We start from the raw sequence: 18,978 nt of genomic DNA on the forward strand, positions 1-18,978 counted from the left end.
TTATAATTAATAAGTTAGACTTTTTTATATAATTAATTATTGTGAAATATATGGAATATTATAGGAAAAAGTGAAAAAATGTATTAAAATATAAAGGAACAGTCTATTTTTTAGATATAGATACCCAGTATAAATAATAATTTTAAACTCATACAATTACGTAAATATAAAATTTTATAGGCATAGGAGTCAATTTAGAGATGGAGAAAATGTTATTAAATAATATTAAAACATTAAAAATAAGATATAAAAAAGAAATTATACAATTTAAATCTTTTGAAGAACTAATGTTAAAAAATATAATTCATATATTTGATAATACTGATAGAAAAATACTTTTTATTGGAATTGAAAAAGAGCTTTTATCAATATTATTAATTATCGTTTTATCTATAAAACAATATTATGAAAACATGAAAAATCCAGATAACAATATTTTAGATACTATAAAAAATGGAGACAAAGTATTCTATAATGGAAGAATTGTGGTATTTAATAAGATAGATATAGATGAAAGAGAGAAAAAAGAATACATATATTTATTGGAAAAAGATAATTCTAAAACTATGATACCACGCGAAAAGCAATATTTATTGTCAGTATATAACGGACAAGCAAGTAGAATTAATAAAGTAAATGGAGTTTCCCAAAGATACAATATAACAAAGAAATTTATTTCTAAAATAACGGATGTTAATACTGCACAATTAAATGGTGTAATTAAAGAGAGTACAATTGTTGTATTTGAACAAAAAGAAGAGTTGTACAACTTAATTAATTCAATAGAAATAAATTTTGAAGAAGAAAATCATGCGATATCGGAGTTATTTTCATTTGCATATTATACATCAGAGGATAATTATGAATATTTTAAAGGGAATAGGACTAAAGAAAACCCTATTATAAAATTTGTTTCTAATATCAATACAGCAATCGATATCATTAGAGATGATGAAAATGTAAAGAATATTGTCTTAATAGGAGATAAAACATATAAAGATTCTTTGGAAACTGAATTAAGACAAGCTGGCATGATGGATAGTATAAGAAAAATATTAGTAATTGATACATGGGAAAGTAATTTTGATTTTTCATTATTAGTCAAGGATGATGAGCCGTTTAATGTATATGCCTTATCTAAAGAGGTGATTTTAGAAAATATTAATTTATATAATAAATTTGCAGCATATATACCATCAAATTTACAACTAAGAAATAATCATATGATAGAAAATTTACTTAATAAAGATGTTCATGTTTATGAAGTTGAAAATTCTGAAATTTTAAATGAAAATATTTATAATATAAATCAAAAATTAAAAGACTTATTTGATTATTCGGATAATAATATAAAAATACTAGAGTATATAAAAATATCGTATTTTTTATGTAATAAACTAGAACACTCTCTTTTACCATTAAATAAATGTGAAGATAATCAAAAAGGTTTAATTTATAGAGTTAATATGCTAAAAGAGATTATGAACTTATTTCCAGTACAAAGAGTTGAACATAACTTAATGAATAATATAATTTTTGAAATTGAAAAAATTATTGAGTTCTTAAAATTTAATAACTATAAAATAGAAACAATTAAAAACAAAATATTAAAAAATAATAAATCATTATTAGACATAAAAAATATTGATGAAATCGGTAAGTTAGAAGAGTATTTCAGAACTCTTAGAAAATCAAATTTAAGCATAAAGAAAATTGATAAGAAAACAGAGATTTATCAAAATGAAGCTATAATAATTCCTGCTTATTATGAAAATAAATATTTAAATATTCTAAATACAAATATAGTTAGATGTATAAATATAGTAGCTTATAGAAGAGAAAAAATTAGAGTTAAGTCATTGATAAGAAAAAATACTGAGATGTTAAATTTAATATTAAAAAATAATAAATTGTCAAATAATGAGGATTATGACCTGCCAAGAATTGTGGAGCATCTTTTAGTTAAATCTAATTTTATTGAAAACAAACAGTCATATAATGAAGAGGAAAAATTTAATGAAATTGAGTCGGAAGTTCAAAGAGTTATACAAGAAAATAAAATAAAGCTTTTTATTAATGAAGATAAAGCCAGCAGAGGAATGTCTAATAGTACAATGCAGGTAAATAAAATAGTTACTTTTGAAGATGAGAATTATTCATTTTTATCAGATAATTATCAGGCTAATATAGTAGATAGAAATAGCAATGATATAAAGCAAAAAAGTATCACAGAATTAAATGTTGGAGATGAAATGATTTTTACAAAAAGTAAATTGTCTGGAGAAGAAGATATAGTAAAAGTAATTATTAAAGAGCTTTTAGGAAATAAGATATTTAATGATGAATATGGTGAGTATTTTAAACTTAATAATTTGTGGAAAAATTGTTTGAAAGTTTATATGCAAAAAGATGACTTAACAGAAAAAGACATCAGTAATAAACTTAGAATATATGGTAAACAAATTACACATTCAGCTATTGTAAATTGGTTGAACGGAAATATAATTGGACCCCAAGATGTAAAGGACATTAAATTTATTGCAGACATAGTAAAGGACATAACTTTAAATGATAAGCTGGAGGAAGTTATAAATGCGTGCAGACAGGAAAGAAGCATACAAAGACAAATAAGAAAAGCAATTGCAAAAATAATAATAAATTCTGTAATAAATAATAATGAACAAAATGATGAAATTTATAAAATCGTAAAGAATACAATAGGTGATTTAGATAAGTACGCATATATAGGAATAATTTCTTCAATTGAAAGTATTCATGAGGAATTAAGTTCACAACATGTAAACAAGGTGATTGAGAGGGATGAATAAATGATAGATATAAAAGAGTGCATCAGGGTAAGAAAAGAAATAGTAGAAAGAACAAGAGCAGAAATGATAGGACCTGGATCAGAAGATATAGGAGCTGATATAAAATATGAAGTGATATCAGATTCACCATTAGATAGATATTCACTAGGGGTGTTATTTCCGCAAGATAATTTATATGAGCAAGATGAATCTGAAAAAGAAAAATCAAGTGATAGTGATAGTGAAGAAGTAAATGAGGACATAGAGAAGGATATAGAGAAACAAAAGCGAGAGATAGAAAAAGAAAATAAAACTAAATATAATATTCACACTTCTACTTCTGATGAGGAAGAAGTTCAAGAAGAAATAAGTATGGCCAATCAAACATTACCATCAGCAATGGGCTTAACTTTTTTTGCTGAAGGGGATACCAAGGAACTGAATGTAGAGGTAAGTTGCGCAAAATATAGAGTGAGTAAATTTAAAGATTGTGTTGTCAGAGCAGATAAAGATATTGAAATTGATAAGTATTCGTTAGGTGAATACTTATATCAAGAAGATGGATTAGTAAAGTTAAAAAAGAATTTATCAAGAAAAAATGTATTTGAACTTGTTTCAGGAAGGCCTATACAAACTGAAAGGCCAGATGTAGAAGAGATTTTATATAAGCTGGCAGACTTATGCACATCTGAAGAAGGAAAGAAACATACTGGATATGTTAGAAATCCATTTTTAGAAAATAAGAATATAACTATACCATTAAATAAGGAATTTAATAAAATTTTTATTAATGAAGATGGAGACGTAAATGAGAACAGTGGAGTATTAAAGTTAACAGTTCTAAGAAAGAAATATGATAATAAAATTTACAGCTATACAGTTGTCCTTGTAAATGACCAAAAAGTAAAGAAAAATTATAAAACCTGCTTTTTCCAACCAGAAATAAGAGTTACTACTGATAATAATAATTTTAAGTTTATTGAAAGATCAGATATTGAAAATATAAATTCTAAATTTATTGATGATGAAGAATTAGTTTTTAATTTACTATATAGAAATAAAAAAAGTTATGCAGTAGGGCATGGTGTTGCAACAGGACAAAATGTTAATATTAAAACTGGAAAAGGCGAAGTACATACTGATTTTTTTCCAAGCTTTGAAATTCCTCAATTGGATTTTGAAATAAAAGAATTAGGGGAAGAAAGCAAAGAAGTACTATCTATGTTTGTTTTATCAGATATTTCAGATATAAGCAGAGACAAAAAAATTACTTTATTAAGTAAATTTGCTAATGCTTATGAACAATGGATAGGAAATCTTAAAGAACTAGGAAATGAATTAAAAGAAAAATATAACGATAAAATAATAAAAAATCAAATTAGTGAATGTGAAAAAATACTACTTAGAATAAAGAAAGGAATAAATATTTTAAGTGAAGATAAAGATTCATATGATGCTTTCTCATTAATGAATAGGGCTATGTTAATGCAAAGAGTACATTCAACATTAACAGGAAGTGAACATGATAGATTTCCTATGGACAAAGATATGCCTAAATTTGATTACTATAATATAGAAAAGAAGGATGCAAGCTGGAGGGCATTCCAATTAGCATTTATTTTAATGAATATTGAATCAATATGCAACCCTAACTGTGAAGAAAGAGATATTGTTGATTTAATATGGATACCAACAGGCGGTGGTAAGACTGAAGCCTATCTGGGATTAACTGGATTTACTATATTTTTAAGAAGATTGAATGATCCAGTAAATGGTGGCGGTACAACCATCATAATGAGATATACTTTAAGATTATTAGCATCACAACAATTTATAAGAGCATCTATACTTATTTGTGCATGTGAAGTTATAAGAAGAGAAAGTGCTAAAAATAGAAGTTATAACCTTGGAGATGAAGAGATATCAATTGGATTATGGGTGGGAGGAGATCCAACACCAAATACAAATGCAGATGCAAAATCTGAATATAAGGAATTAACAAAAGCTGTCAGTAATAAAGAGGAATTAGAATCAAGAAAAATAAAACACAATAAATTTCAAATATTAAAATGTCCTTGGTGCGGAACAAAGCTTGAAATGGAATTTGTTGATGGTAAAAAGGAAGGATTATGGGGATATAACTATGACAAAAAGAAAATTATTTATTGCCCAGAATCAAAGTGTGATTTTAGTAAAAAGCTTCCTATTCAAGTAGTTGATGAAGAGCTATATAATAATCCTCCGACACTGCTTTTTGGAACTGTAGATAAGTTTGCAACATTACCTTGGAAAGGTGAAGTATCTAACTTATTTGCTTTAAACAAAGATAATAATACTAAAAGTCCTGAATTAATTATTCAAGATGAGCTACATTTAATATCTGGACCATTGGGAACAATTGTAGGATTATATGAAACAGCAATTGATGCAATGTGTAGTGCGAAGGGAATAAAACCTAAGATAATTTCTTCTACAGCAACTATAAAAAGAGCAAAAGAACAATGCAAAATGTTATTTGATAGAGATGTATCACAATTTCCGCCTTCAGGTTTAAATATTGAAGACTGCTTTTTTACTAAAGAAGTTTCAATTGAAGAAAAACCAGGAAGATTATATGTTGGTTTAATGCCGTCAGGAAAAACAACTACAACAACACAAATAAGATTATATACTGCATTATTGGAATCCTTGAGATTTATAGATACTTCTGAAGAAGTAATGGACAAGTACTGGACATTAGTTGGGTATTTTAATTCAATAAGAGAATTAGGAAAAACATCTACATTAGTTAAGGATGATATAGCAAGTAATAATATAAGATATATGAAAAGACTAATGAAGAGTAGGGATATAAGATATGCCGGAATACCAAATGAGTTAACAAGCAGATTATCCTCTACGGCTATAGTAAAAACTTTAAAAAATTTAGAAAACACATATCAAACTGGAGAAGTGGATTCAGAAGATAAAAAGAAAGATAATATAAATCATGCAATAGACGTATTGTTAGCTACAAACATGATAAGTGTTGGAGTTGACGTAAGCAGGCTGGATTTAATGGTAGCTAGCGGACAGCCTAAGCAGACTTCAGAATATATTCAAGCAACAAGCAGAGTTGGAAGAAGATATCCGGGGTTAGTTTTTACATTATATAATGCATCTAAGACTAGAGATAGATCTCATTATGAGTTGTTCTATCCATATCATCAAACATTTTACAAATATGTTGAGCCAACAAGCATTACACCATTTTCAGAGCAGGCAAGGGAAAGAGCACTGCATGCAGTTTTTATAAGTATGGTAAGACATATATTAAAACTAAATGGAAATGAAGATGCAAAGATATTTAAAAATAATATAGAAGGTTTAGATAAAATTAAGGATTTCATCTTTAAGAGAGCTGAAGAATTAGATAATAGCCAAGAAAAAGATATAACAATTAAAACTAAGAAAGAACTTAATGAAATAATAAGTAAATGGATAGATAAAATTGATACTGCAAATTCTGATGAAGAGGTACATTATTATTCAAAGAAAGCAGATAAAAATTTATTAGTTCCTTATTTAGAAGATGACTATAGAAATTCATTCCCTACAATGCAGTCCATGAGAAATATTGATAATCAAGCTGGCGCAGAAATAATTGAGTTTGGAGATGATACTAATGAATAATATTAAGAAAAAAATCTCATTGCCTCCTGCTTCGTACAATGTTAGATTTTCTCAGGCAATAGCTCCATTTGGTGTTGGTTCTATGATTGATTTTAAAGATCAAACATTAATGGTTGCTGCACCAGAGTATTGGACTATTAATCATTCGCAAGAAATACATGATGAAAGACTAGAAAGATTATTAGGAGTTGATAAATTTTGCCTGCCTCCTGATAAAAATCAAATAAGTGGAATACCATTTGTAAGATTTCCTAGATGGTATTTTTGTCCGAAGTGTAAAAGACTTAGATCACTTGAAGAATGGGAAAAAGAGTTTATACCTAATAAAAGATCTAAGAATCCCAATATGACTACACCAAAATGTATGGAGTGTAATATGCAGCTTGTTCCAGCTGGAATACTTGTAACTTGCGAAGAGGGACATATTGATGATTTTCCCTGGGTAGAGTGGGTTCATGGGAAAGATAAAGCTAGAGTTATGTGTGGAAAACCACAACTTAGAATAAAAAATTCCAGCAGTGCATTAGGATTGGAAGGGCTGGTTATAGAATGTAAATGCGGAGCAAAAGCTAGTATGAAGGGTGCATTTAATAAAGAAGCATTTAGCGATGATGAATCTGTAAAAAATAAAATTATTTATAAATGCACTGGAAATATACCATGGAAAGGCAAAAGAGAAAAATGCACTCAAACTCCTCAAAGCATACAACGTGGCGCCCTTAATATATATTTTGCTAAGGTTGTTAGTTCCATAGTTATACCACCATATTCAAGTGAAATAAATTCATTGGTTAAACAAAGTAATAAGTTTTCATCTTTAATAGAAATATTACAGGATGAAGATTATGTTGAAATGAAAGGGAAAGAAAAAATAATTGATTCATATGTGGAAAAAATAGCCAAAGATATTCATCAAGATGAAAAAATAGTTAAAATTATTTTAGATAAAACTTTTAATGCTGAAAATGGAGAATACATTGAAACTAAAGAACAATATAGAATAGAAGAATATAATGCTTTAACAGGAGATATACCTCCAGAATGTATGGATGAAAAAGACTTTAAAATAGAAATACAGAAAAATATTGATGCTTATAATATTTATGGCCTATCTAAAGTTACATTAGTGAAAAAGTTAAGGGAAGTTAGAGCTTTAGTTGGATTTAGCAGATTAAAGCCAACAGAAGCCGATGCCATGGCAGGATTTGAAAGTAAAGCTAAGAATGGAGGATTAGTTTCTATAAAAGAAAAAGAAACTAATTGGTATCCAGCGTATGAAGCTAGAGGAGAAGGTATTTTTATTGAATTGAACAATAGTATCATAGAAGATTGGATAGAAAAACATCCTAAAATATATGAAAGTATTGGAGTTTTAAATGCAAGATATAATGAAAGAGAAAAGAAACGTGGAAATAAAACTAGAGAAATAACACCTAAGTTTGTTTTATTGCATACATTTGCACATCTTCTTATTAGAGAATTGAGTTTTGAATGTGGCTATGATTCAGCTTCATTAACAGAAAGAATTTATTGTAATACAAAAGAAAATTCTGCTAATATGAGTGGAATTTTAATATATACATCATCAGGCGATTCTGAAGGTACATTAGGAGGTCTTGTTAGACAAGGAAAATCTGATATGTTACCGAAAATTATATTGAACGCAGTAAGAAAAGCAATGTGGTGCTCATCAGATCCAGTATGTATTGATAGTCATGGACAAGGAAGAGATGGTTTAAATTTATCAGCTTGCCATGCATGTACTCTTATTTCAGAAACAAGTTGTGAAGAATTTAATATTTTGTTAGATAGAGCACTTATTGTAGGGGAATTAGAAGATAGGGATATGGGGTTTTTTAGTAGTATATTAAATTATTATATAGATTAAATACAAAAAGGGAGAGTTAAACTATGACAATAGAAAAAATGATTGAAGGATTGGAAATATATTTCGAACCTGCAAGATTTACGGATATTTATGAAAAGAAATTAAAGAATAAAATTGAAGATGAAATAAGAGAAATGTAAAATGTTACTTTTAAAGAATATGATCAATAATGGATAAGCGTTAGTTTATGGATAAAATAGATTATAAGAAATTGAAAAAAGATTTATTAAATAAAATAGGAGCATCAGGGATTATGCCGCTTATTGTTACTGTTGATAGTGCAAATGAAAAGGAACTGATTCAACAAGCAGAAGAATATAATTTGGATATTTCAGATTATATAAAGGATTAATAAGAGAGAGGGAAGAATAACTAGTCAATCATGCTATGCAGATTTTGTATCAGATGATCATAAAGACTAGTTATTTGATTTAATATATTTTGGGGTGTAGATATGATAAAAGAATATAGTTTAGAAAGCCTACTAGCGGGAAGTATTACATTAAGCAAGAAATATATGAAAGTTAGTGATTTATCAAGAGAATTTTTTAAAAAGAGTGTTGATTTTGCAATAGAAAATAATATTGCAGTCAATAATCCAGAAATGGAAGAATACCGATATGTGGCTATGGGATCAAATTATAGAGGAGAACGTGTCGAAAGAAATTTTGTCTTAGTAAGACCTCTAAAAAATGAGTTGAGTTTTCATATTTGGAGAAATGAATACAAATTAGATTTAAAAGATTTAAGCTACAAAACTACAAAGCATAACGGACCTGATTGGATTGTTCTAAATGCAGATACAAATGAAAAACTTAATAAGATTTTTGCAATTATTTTAGAACTATATGGGAATGCTTAATAGTATTCATAAATACTATTATAAAAAGTTTTAAAATTGTTAATTATATATCCTATAGCTTATTTATAGTTAAAGGTGTTGCAACATGGATAATTTAACAAAAGAACAGCGTCAAAAGAATATGCAAAATATAAAAAGTAAAAACACAAAAATTGAAATGAAGCTATGTAAGGCTTTATGGAATAATGGCTATAGGTATAGAAAAAACTACAAAGAATTGCCTGGAAAGCCTGATATAGTTTTGACTAAACATAAAATAGCTATTTTTTGTGATGGTGAATTTTTTCATGGGAAGGATTGGGATAAACAGAAGATAAGGTTAGGGAAAAGTAACAATAGTGAATATTGGATAAAGAAGATTTCTAACAATATAAAGAGGGATGTTGAAATAGATAAGCAGTTATCAAATTTAGGATGGACAGTAATAAGATTTTGGGGAAAGGATATTTTAAGAAATACTGATGAATGCATTAAAGAAATCGAGGATACAATGTTTCATTTGATGATTGAACAAAAATATGAAGAAGTAATTGATGAAGATGATCTTGAGTAATACAAATTTAATAGAAAAAGCTTTAGTTATCAAATATAGTTTGAGTTGGAAACATTTTTGTAATTAAATATTATTAACTAAGAAGGAACTATTGTGTATGAATAATGTTGAAAGTTTTAAAAAATGGATGAGAGAAAATAATTATAAGGCAAAGACGATTGGAAATTATAAAACTGCGATTGATAAAATAGATGAAATATTTAAAAAAGAATTAGGATTGCAGATGAATATTTTTGAAATGAAACATACAGAAGATGTAGAAAAGGTTATAAATAATTTTTCGAAAAGCAAAATACTTGTTGAGAAAAACGAAAAAGAGCATTCAAGATATTCATGTGCTTTAAAATTATATAAAATATTTATAGAGAAGAGCGAATTTGACGAAAGTAATGAAGAAAAAGATGAAATTGAGATTGTTAGAAATTTCAATATGGATCAGGTAATAGATTACATATTCCTACATATAACGAATCAAGGCTATACTTATGAAAAATCATTAATTATAAATCTCTACATATCATTAAAAACAAAACCATTCGTAATCCTAACAGGAATATCAGGCACAGGTAAAAGCAAAATTGTAGAACTATTTGCAAAAGCCCTTGGAGCTACAGCAGAAAATAAAAGGTTTAATTTAGTTCCAGTAAAACCTGATTGGTCTGACAGTACTGATCTTTTGGGTTTTAGGAATATTGAAGGTAAATTTACACCTGGAATAATAACTAAGGTGTGTTATGAAGCTATGATGAATCCTGAGTTACCATATTTTATTTGTTTAGATGAAATGAATTTAGCTAGAGTTGAATATTATTTTAGTGACATTTTATCCCTTATGGAAACAAGAATAGTAAATGAAGATAATGAAATGATAACTAATACTCTCCTTAGTGAAGAACAGATAGGCAGGGATTCCGTATCTATTAGTACTTATGGAGATGTTTATATTCCTGAAAACTTATATATTATAGGAACAGTAAATATGGATGAAACAACCTTTCCATTTAGTAAAAAAGTGCTGGATAGAGCAAATACAATTGAATTTAATAAAGTAGATTTAAGTTATTCTTTTGAAGATGACGATTCAAGTATTGATAATTCAGATATTAATTACGAAATTAAAATTTATCATAATGATTTCTTGAAATCAGAATTCTTAAAAGTTAGAGATTGCAAAGAATACAAAGATACAGCTCAAAAGGCCATAAGTAAACTTATTAAAATTAACAACATTTTAGAAAAATTTAATTATCATTTTGGATATAGAGTAAGAGATGAAATAACTTTTTATATGATTTATGCGCTGAAAGATAATTTAATGAGCTTTGATGAAGCCTTTGACTTATGTGTAGTTCAAAAGATTCTCCCTAAAATAAGTGGAAGCAGTAGTGAAGTTTTGGACATGCTTTTTGATATATTTGAATTATTTAATGCTTATAGATTTTCTAATAGAGAATATTTAGAAGAAAAAGAATTGAAAGACCTAAATGAAAAAGTTACAGATTTAAATGAAGGTTCTGACAAGATAAATTACAAATTCAAATTAACCAATGAAAAACTTATCTATATGATAAGGAGGTTCATAAGAGATGGATTCACAACCTTCTGGCGATAATGAGCTCATATCTATAGAGACAGAAAAAATAATATTTGTACTTAAAGGTGAAAGATATGGCATAAGCGATGAGGCGATTTTTAAAATTGATTTATTTTGTAAAGAGCTGCATGAAGCAGATGCTGAATATATAAAAGGATTGTATCTTAAGGAATATACTAATTATGAAATCATAATACAAAGTAAAAATGATGCTGTCATAGACTTTTACCATGAAAATATTAATATAAGAAATAAAGTGACACCTATAACCTCAAAATCAAAGAACTTAAGCGGTGTAATAGATTTTAGAGGAGATATTGGAATAACCAATCTATTAGTTAATGTTAATAATAAACCAGAACTAGAAATTACTTTGGAGGTATATCCAAGTAAGATAAGTTACAAAGAGGATTATAAGGCGATCTTAAATGATGTAAGCGAAGAAATTTATAACTTAGCTTATGGATTTTTAGCAAGAACATATTTATCTTCTGAAATAAATAATAAAACTAATAATAATAACAGTGAATTTTACAGTATTTTAAACTATGTCTTTGATAAATTAAAAAAATCAATAGATATAATATTGTATAATCCATATCATGAACTTCAAAAAGAGTCAAAGATAGTAAAATATTATAAAATAAAAAATGCATCGAATGAAACCATTAAATATTTAGAAAAAAGACCATATTTAATGGAAAAGGTGAATGATAGATATTTGCCTAAAGAAGCATTAATTACAAAGAAAAATGTTACAACTAACACTAAAGAAAATAGATTCTTAAAGTTTATGTTGTTAAAGATAATTAATAAAATAGATAAGTTTATCCTTAAATATCAAAAGGGTAATAACAATGATATAGATGTATTGAACAAATTAAGTACCTTTAAAAAGGAAATAAATAAGAGAATTAACGCTTCAATTTTGAGAAATATACCTTCTGAATTTAATGAAGCAAATCTTTCTCTCGTATTTTCTATGGGAAATGGCTATAAGGAAGTATATAAATATTATCTTATGCTTCAAAAGGGGTTAAGTATCAGTTCAAATATATTCAGCCTTTCCATGAAGGAGCTTTCATTATTATATGAATATTGGTGTTTTATAAAGATAAATTCATTGCTTAAAAAGAAATATAAATTAGTAAGCTCAGATTTCTTAAAGATAAATAAGGATGGAATTACTGTTTTACTTACAAAAGGAGCAGAATCATCACTTACATATGAAAATCCACAAACAAACGAGAAATTTAAGGTTTATTATAATTCCCTAAGAAGTTCAAAAACAGTATCACAAAAGCCAGATAATATATTATCCATGCATAAAGAAGGCTGTGAAAAATCTTATGAATTCATATTTGATGCAAAGTATAAAATTGAAACATCTCAAGATTATATTCAAAGGTATGGAAGCATTGGACCTAAAGAAGAAGATATTAATACAATGCATAGATACAGAGATGCAATTATTTACGATTATAACAAGGATAAATTATTAGAGCGTAAAGATAAAATAAAAAATCCTGCTTCATTTATAAATAACTGTATTTTTGGAGCTTTTGTATTGTTTCCTTATAACCACGAAGAAGAATTTAAAAACAATACATTCTATAAGAGCATAGAAGAAGTTAATATAGGAGCAATACCTTTTCTGCCGTCAACAACAAAACTTATGGAAGATTTCCTAGACGAAATCATTGATGAATCTTCTTATTCAAGCTTTGAAAGAGCAATAGAGCCAGTTGGAAAAGATGATTATTTGAAGGATGAATACTTCAGTAAAAGAGAAGTATTGGTTGGATCATTAAAAAATAAAGAGCAGATGGAAGTAAATATTAAATATAACTTTTACCACATTCCAAAAAGTAAAATCAATCTGGCTAAAAACAATATTAAATATATTGCGTTATATCAGTCAAAAAGTGAATTTCATGACGCAGGGGGGATATTGTGGTATGGGAAAATTAAGAATATTAACCCGGTGAAAAGAAATGAAATATATGAGCTTCCAAAGGCAGATGAAAGTCTATATTATAAATTTGAAATTGAAGAGTGGCGTAAGCTTGAAAATAAAATAGAAATATCAAATCACCCAATTAGAAACTTCATTTATACAACTTTTTATTTTCTTAATAATGCAAGTAGTATAACTGAGTTATGTATAAAAAGAAAAGATGAATTCAGACTTTTCATAGAGCTTAAAAGGAGATATAGTGAAGTATCCATTCTTACAGATAGTAGTATTGATGCTAAAAGTGAAATTAAAGCTTTTAATATAGATGATGTGAAAATTATTGTCGATGATGAAAATATCATGAGTGTAATAGGGGAAAAGGTAATAAGGGTTACTAAGGAGGAGTTTTTGAAGAGGCAGATGAAAAGTATTAAGAGGCTTTTAATTAAGGAATAGCAATAGCAACCTCAGAAGTCCATAAATTAATAATGATATAGAAACAATAGAGGCAACCGATGTCAACAATAATATTTATGAAAAATTTTATAAAGGAAATTTGCATTGTGAAGAAAATGGATGTGCGGTAGAAGTTAGATTTTATGAAAAGCGTAAAGATGGATTTAAGAGATTATTAAAACTAAATCTGTAAGCAATCATGTAAGTGGATGTGGTCATAAAATTATACGAAACGGAACAATAGGCAAAAGAGTTAAATGTTAAAAAAATATATAATTAGAATGCTTGTATTCATAAAGAATATAATTTAAGGATTACATAATTAATTTTTAATATTGCAGCCGTGTATAGCGATATAATTGCTAGGGACAGGCTGCATTTTTTTGTGTTATTATGAATTAAAAGGAATTTAAGGATGGGAGAGATTAAATTTGAAAATTGAAATAGGAGAGTCATTACTTTTATCGTGGTTAAGGCATTCAAAGAATTGTCAGCTAGTTCAGACTAATTGGAAACCGTCTATATCATCATGGGAATTGTTACATAAAGAAGAAGTTGAAAATTTAATGGTTATATCAAGTGAACATTTTAGAAATAAGTATGGATTTGAGTTATATAAGAAAAACTCCTCATTTATGCAGTTACTACAGCAAGCTGAGATTGATGTTATAGGTATGTCAATTTCGCAAGAAAATACAAAGGAATTATATGCAATTGATGTTGCATTTCATGAAGCAGGACTCAATTATGGTGATAAAAATGAAACGGCCTCAAGGGTAATAAAAAAGATTATAAGAACAGCAATGTGTTTATATGGGTATTTTGGCAATAAAGAGGGTGAGATAATTTTCGCAACACCTAAAGTAAATAATAGTGTTTTAGATATGGTATATCCATATCTTCAAGATGTAAATAATATATTTCATCAGCTGGATTTTAAATATAAAGTAAGATTTATAGCAAATGAAGATTTTTCTGAAAAGATACTAGAACCTGTTATTGCCTCATCTTCTTTGGTAGCAGATACATCTGAATTATTTATGAGAAGTATCCAAATGTACAATCTGTTTAGCGGAGATAAAAAGGATAATATAAAAAGTAATAATACTACTATAAAGAAATCATCGCAAATCAAAGCAATTGAAGTTACAGATTTTAACGGGTTATCTGAAATGAAAATAGGTGTACTCGTACGAAGTATATTGACTAAAATGCTTCAAAATAACGAAATAAGTGTTGAGGAAATTGAAAAAATGCAAACAGCAGATTATTCTAAAGAAATATTTGATATTCAATATCCATTACTAGTAAAAGATACAATCGGTAATAGCAGAAAAATTGATAGATATTGGTCAGGCAGCGTAGAAACTTATGGAGAAAGATATTTCATATGTTCAGAATGGTATGAAACCCCCAATAATAATGATAGACCTTATTTTATGAAGTGGTTGTCATTAAGAAGAAAAATGGATTCTTACGTAATAAACTATAATTTGGAAGTGCCACAGAAATGATAGAACTCAAAACTTGGGGAGAAAGAAGTAAATTTTAATATGAGGGATCAATAGAACTTGGAACAACAATATACTTTGGAAATGGGAACTTAAAACTATATCTGAAGAGAAATATAAAGAATTATTGAAATTCTTTTCTGGTATAACCACTAACATTGGCACTTCAAGAACTGATCCACCTGACAAAAGTGTTGGTGAGTGGTTAATAAATAATGTATCAAAGGTTGCAACGGCATCTTATGTAGGAGCTATTTTAATATATGAAGGATATGCTGAGAAAATTGGAGGACCAGATATAAAATTTAATTTGATTAAGTAACCATTATCGTACTTTACAATAAAGTTATATGATATTTGGAGTAAATTAACATGAAAGCTAGGTAACGCAAATGAAAATTGTACTAATTTCTTGTACAAGCAATGGCAACTTCAACACTTCGTGTTTCAGAAGCACCCCCGGGGGTCTTTGTGAAGGAAAATGACTGAACTTTCTGACATTACATATTGAAAGAGGATTTTTCATAGTTTTTTAGAAAAATAAATAGAGCTTATTTTTTTAAATTTAGAAAATATAAGCTTTTTGAATGATTATGGAAAATAATCAGAAATAATTATAATATGGTATTAAAATGTAGTATAAAATATAAATGGCTTATTTTTGATGAGCAAGAGTTTGGTATGTCAAATTATATTACAATAATTGGTCAATGTAGGAAAATGTTTTCATGAAGCTGATGAACCGGACCGGCAGAGGCTTTCCCTTTTGCGGCGTACGCCCGGTGAGACGGTTTGGCACGCATACCCATGAGCACGCCCGAAGAGTGAAAATGTTGTTAAGCGATTGACCATGCCCTGTGATTCAGAAATCTCCATGGGCGACGATTCCCTACGCTTTCTTGAATACCCGAAAAAAATTTATCTTATCAATTGATCTTCTTTATTATAATGATTTTCACTTATATAAGCTAATAAGATCATTCACAAATATTTCTCCATTTGTAAAATGAATTTTATTGTTGCTTAAAAGTCCATCCAATGATTGAATTGTTTTTTCGATCATAGAAATTTTCCATTTTTTACTTAAATCTGTTTTAAAACTAATATAAACTTCATTTTTTAACGGTTCAAATACTATTGAACACAAAGTATTCTCCTGACTAGTTTTTCTTAAAACTTCAAAAGCTTCATTTATACCAAAGCTATGAATATTATTATCAATATATTCATGAGCACAAATATATCTATCAGCACCTATACCATATACTTTATTATAATTTGCTTCTTTAAAATCCCCATTTGGAAAATTAGTCATAATAATAAAATCATTATTAATCCGACTTATTATATTTGTATCAATTCCTTCTTCCAGAATAAATGCATCACCAGTTTTATCAGCGATAATAGTATGTAGCCCTAAATCTGGGAATAATGGATTTCTAGGATACGAGATTACTCTTTTATTAAGAATTTCAAAAAATTCAGATGTTTTTCTTGTTTTCTTTAGCGCCTCGTCAAAAATATCAAAAGCAAACCAATCATTTTCATTACAACTTGATTTAAAACCTGGACTATATTTTACTGCTTGAGTACAGATAAAAAGACCCTCACTATTAAAACCAGCGATGTCCCTGTATATGTTATCTAATAAGCCTGAAAAGTAAAATATGTTTTTATCATTATAACAAAAGACTTTCAGTTTTAAATCAATTTCATCAGTATCAAAATTCATACCATAGATAGTTTTTTCTTGACCGTATACTGCAAAACTTGTACACATTTTAGAACCTCCTTTTAATTTATAATTTTGTCATATAAGGCACATGAAAATAAATAACAAGTCCAAAGTTACCATGGATATTTTTCATCAGGCAAGGAGACAAATTGCCCTCATAGCGGGCCTATTAGGTCAATTTGCCGACGAAGCATGATGGAAAATAGGCTGGCAAATTGACTTGTTATTTATGTGATTGTGCCTAATATGCTTAGAGTATTTAGAGAATCATTTAGCTATTTTACCATTGGCTTCACTACTTTCTTAAACTTATATTTAAATGATATCACTGGCTACATCAATGTATCAACCTAATACATTTTTCAGAAACAAAAATGCGCCATCTAGCGTTTGCTTTATGGCGCATTCTATTCTAAATACAATCAAACTAAGATATAATAGAATTATCTATTAGTAAATATTGATTACTCATTTTAAATTTTTAATTATAAAGGAGGACATAAAATGAATTTTGAATTGGTGGAAATTAGTGATAATAATGTTAGTGGAGCTTGTTTTCCAGACTTTTTTGACGATTGTAATCCGACTGAAGAACAAGATTGTATGCCAAATGGGTATCCAGATCCAGAGCCAGATGATGGAGAGGATATATATTAGGATATGAAAAGCTATTTTGTACTAAATGAAAATGTAATATTAATTCAAGGGGCAAAGCGTGGTTTACTTCAAGATTTAAATTGCAGTAGACTTTTTTCTATAGATAGCAATTCAAAATATTATCTAAATAAGCTTTTAAATGGTGAATCTGTGGAAAAGGTTTTAGCAGAATTTACACCAGAAGAAAACAATAGATTTAAAAAATATTTGGATTTACTCATTAGTAAAAATTTGGGGTATTATTCTAGTAAAAAAACAGTTTGTGGAAATTATACTAAGGAAAAGGTTATTGATAGAAAATTATCTACTGTATGGTTTGAATTACGAAAAGCTTGCAATTTAAATTGTTGCCATTGTTATATGGATTGTAATAGCAGCAGCGATAAAGGTTTAAATTTATTAAATGTTGAGGATTGGAAAAGAATAATCAATCAATTGAAGAAATTTAAACCTAAAAAAATAATTTTAATTGGTGGCGAACCACTATTATTTAATGGGATTATAGATATTATAAATTATTTCAAAGAAATATGTTCGGAATCAGAATTAATACTTTACTCAAATTTGACTTTATTAACAGAAAAAATAATACAAGCCATTGTATCAAATAAGGTTAAAGTAATCACATCAATTTATTCAAATAAAGCAGAAATTCATGATAAAATAACTAGAAAAGATGGAAGTTTCAATATTACAATATCAAATATAAAGAAGTTGAAAGAATTTGGAGTTTATGTTAAAGCTAATAGCGCAGTAATGAGTTATAATTTTAATGATATTTCAGAAATACAAGATTACATATATGAATTAACAGGAGTTCGCAGCAAAATAGACATAGTAAGAGATGTTGGAATATCTAAAAAAAATTTAATTCCATCGGAATTAGAAACTAAATTTCAAAGAATTAGAAATAAACCTAATTTTAAGCCGGTAAATGAATCACAGTTTTTAAAAAATTACTCGGGAAATAACTGTTGGCAGGGAAAGATAAACATTACGTGTGATGGGTATGTTTCACCATGCATAATGGGAAATGATTTTATAGACAAAAGGTTTAATATTAGAATAAATGATATGAATAATATTATTGATGACTATTTGATTACAAAATTTTGGAGTGTCTCAAAGGACTTTATTAATGAATGCAAGGATTGTGAATATAAATATGTTTGCAATGACTGTAGGCCAATATGTACTGAAAATGGAGATATTTATTCTAAAGGAAAAATGTGCAATTATAATCCATATTTAGGTGAATGGAAAAAGTAGCTGATTAAGCTGAGATT

At 27.7% G+C, this 18,978-nt stretch carries 13 protein-coding genes; 12 read left to right on the top strand and 1 reads right to left on the bottom strand.

Translation table 11 applies throughout. The features are described from left to right. The first annotated feature begins 200 nt into the window (after window positions 1–200). From D2A34_RS19150 to D2A34_RS19190, 10 genes are all read left to right on the top strand, one after another. On the top strand, window positions 201–2,828 hold the full coding sequence (locus D2A34_RS19150) for a DrmE family protein (protein WP_119367648.1): 2,628 nt from the start codon (window positions 201–203) through the stop codon (window positions 2,826–2,828). Continuing rightward, window positions 2,829–6,479 carry a helicase-related protein gene (locus D2A34_RS19155; RefSeq protein WP_119367649.1) on the top strand — a complete coding sequence of 1,217 codons (3,651 nt, stop codon included), beginning with the start codon at window positions 2,829–2,831 and terminating at the stop codon, window positions 6,477–6,479. Then, a complete protein-coding gene (gene drmB / locus D2A34_RS19160; protein WP_207669028.1) occupies window positions 6,472–8,367 on the top strand; it encodes a DUF1998 domain-containing protein in 1,896 nt (631 codons plus the stop codon). Before D2A34_RS19155 ends, drmB begins: the two co-directional genes overlap by 8 nt. Before the next feature lie 187 nt (window positions 8,368–8,554). Then, on the top strand, window positions 8,555–8,719 hold the full coding sequence (locus tag D2A34_RS26870) for a hypothetical protein (RefSeq protein WP_182629428.1): 165 nt from the start codon (window positions 8,555–8,557) through the stop codon (window positions 8,717–8,719). Window positions 8,720–8,821: 102 nt separating this feature from the next. Beyond that, entirely contained in the window at window positions 8,822–9,229 is a 408-nt protein-coding gene (locus D2A34_RS19165; protein WP_119367651.1) for a hypothetical protein, read from the top strand. A gap of 85 nt (window positions 9,230–9,314) precedes the next feature. Further along, window positions 9,315–9,782, top strand: coding sequence for a very short patch repair endonuclease (locus D2A34_RS19170; protein WP_119367652.1), 468 nt, complete (start codon window positions 9,315–9,317; stop codon window positions 9,780–9,782). 97 nt (window positions 9,783–9,879) lie between these two features. Continuing rightward, complete coding sequence (locus tag D2A34_RS19175; RefSeq protein ID WP_119367653.1) at window positions 9,880–11,394, top strand: McrB family protein; 1,515 nt, start codon at window positions 9,880–9,882, stop codon at window positions 11,392–11,394. Beyond that, entirely contained in the window at window positions 11,369–13,789 is a 2,421-nt protein-coding gene (locus D2A34_RS19180) for a DUF2357 domain-containing protein (protein ID WP_119367654.1), read from the top strand. Before D2A34_RS19175 ends, D2A34_RS19180 begins: the two co-directional genes overlap by 26 nt. Before the next feature lie 431 nt (window positions 13,790–14,220). Beyond that, window positions 14,221–15,303, top strand: coding sequence for a hypothetical protein (locus tag D2A34_RS19185; RefSeq protein WP_119367655.1), 1,083 nt, complete (start codon window positions 14,221–14,223; stop codon window positions 15,301–15,303). A 124-nt stretch (window positions 15,304–15,427) separates the two neighbouring features. Beyond that, the gene (locus D2A34_RS19190) at window positions 15,428–15,622 is read left to right on the top strand and encodes a hypothetical protein (RefSeq protein ID WP_119367656.1); all 195 of its coding nucleotides are present in this window, start codon (window positions 15,428–15,430) and stop codon (window positions 15,620–15,622) included. Between the two features lie 633 nt (window positions 15,623–16,255). Here the strand turns inward: D2A34_RS19190 and D2A34_RS19195 are convergent. Beyond that, window positions 16,256–17,080, bottom strand: a complete 825-nt coding sequence (locus tag D2A34_RS19195) for a C45 family peptidase (protein WP_119367657.1) — start codon at window positions 17,078–17,080, stop codon at window positions 16,256–16,258. Between the two features lie 459 nt (window positions 17,081–17,539). Between D2A34_RS19195 and D2A34_RS26875 the strand changes: the two genes are divergently transcribed. Continuing rightward, window positions 17,540–17,692, top strand: coding sequence for a hypothetical protein (locus D2A34_RS26875; protein WP_009171007.1), 153 nt, complete (start codon window positions 17,540–17,542; stop codon window positions 17,690–17,692). A 3-nt stretch (window positions 17,693–17,695) separates the two neighbouring features. After that, window positions 17,696–18,961 (top strand): radical SAM/SPASM domain-containing protein, encoded by a 1,266-nt coding sequence (locus D2A34_RS19200; RefSeq protein WP_119367658.1) that lies wholly within the window; start codon window positions 17,696–17,698, stop codon window positions 18,959–18,961. The last annotated feature ends 17 nt before the right edge of the window (window positions 18,962–18,978 follow it).

Origin of the sequence: Clostridium chromiireducens, assembly GCF_003575225.1 — a bacterium.
GTDB classification, from domain to species: Bacteria; Bacillota; Clostridia; order Clostridiales; family Clostridiaceae; genus Clostridium; species Clostridium chromiireducens.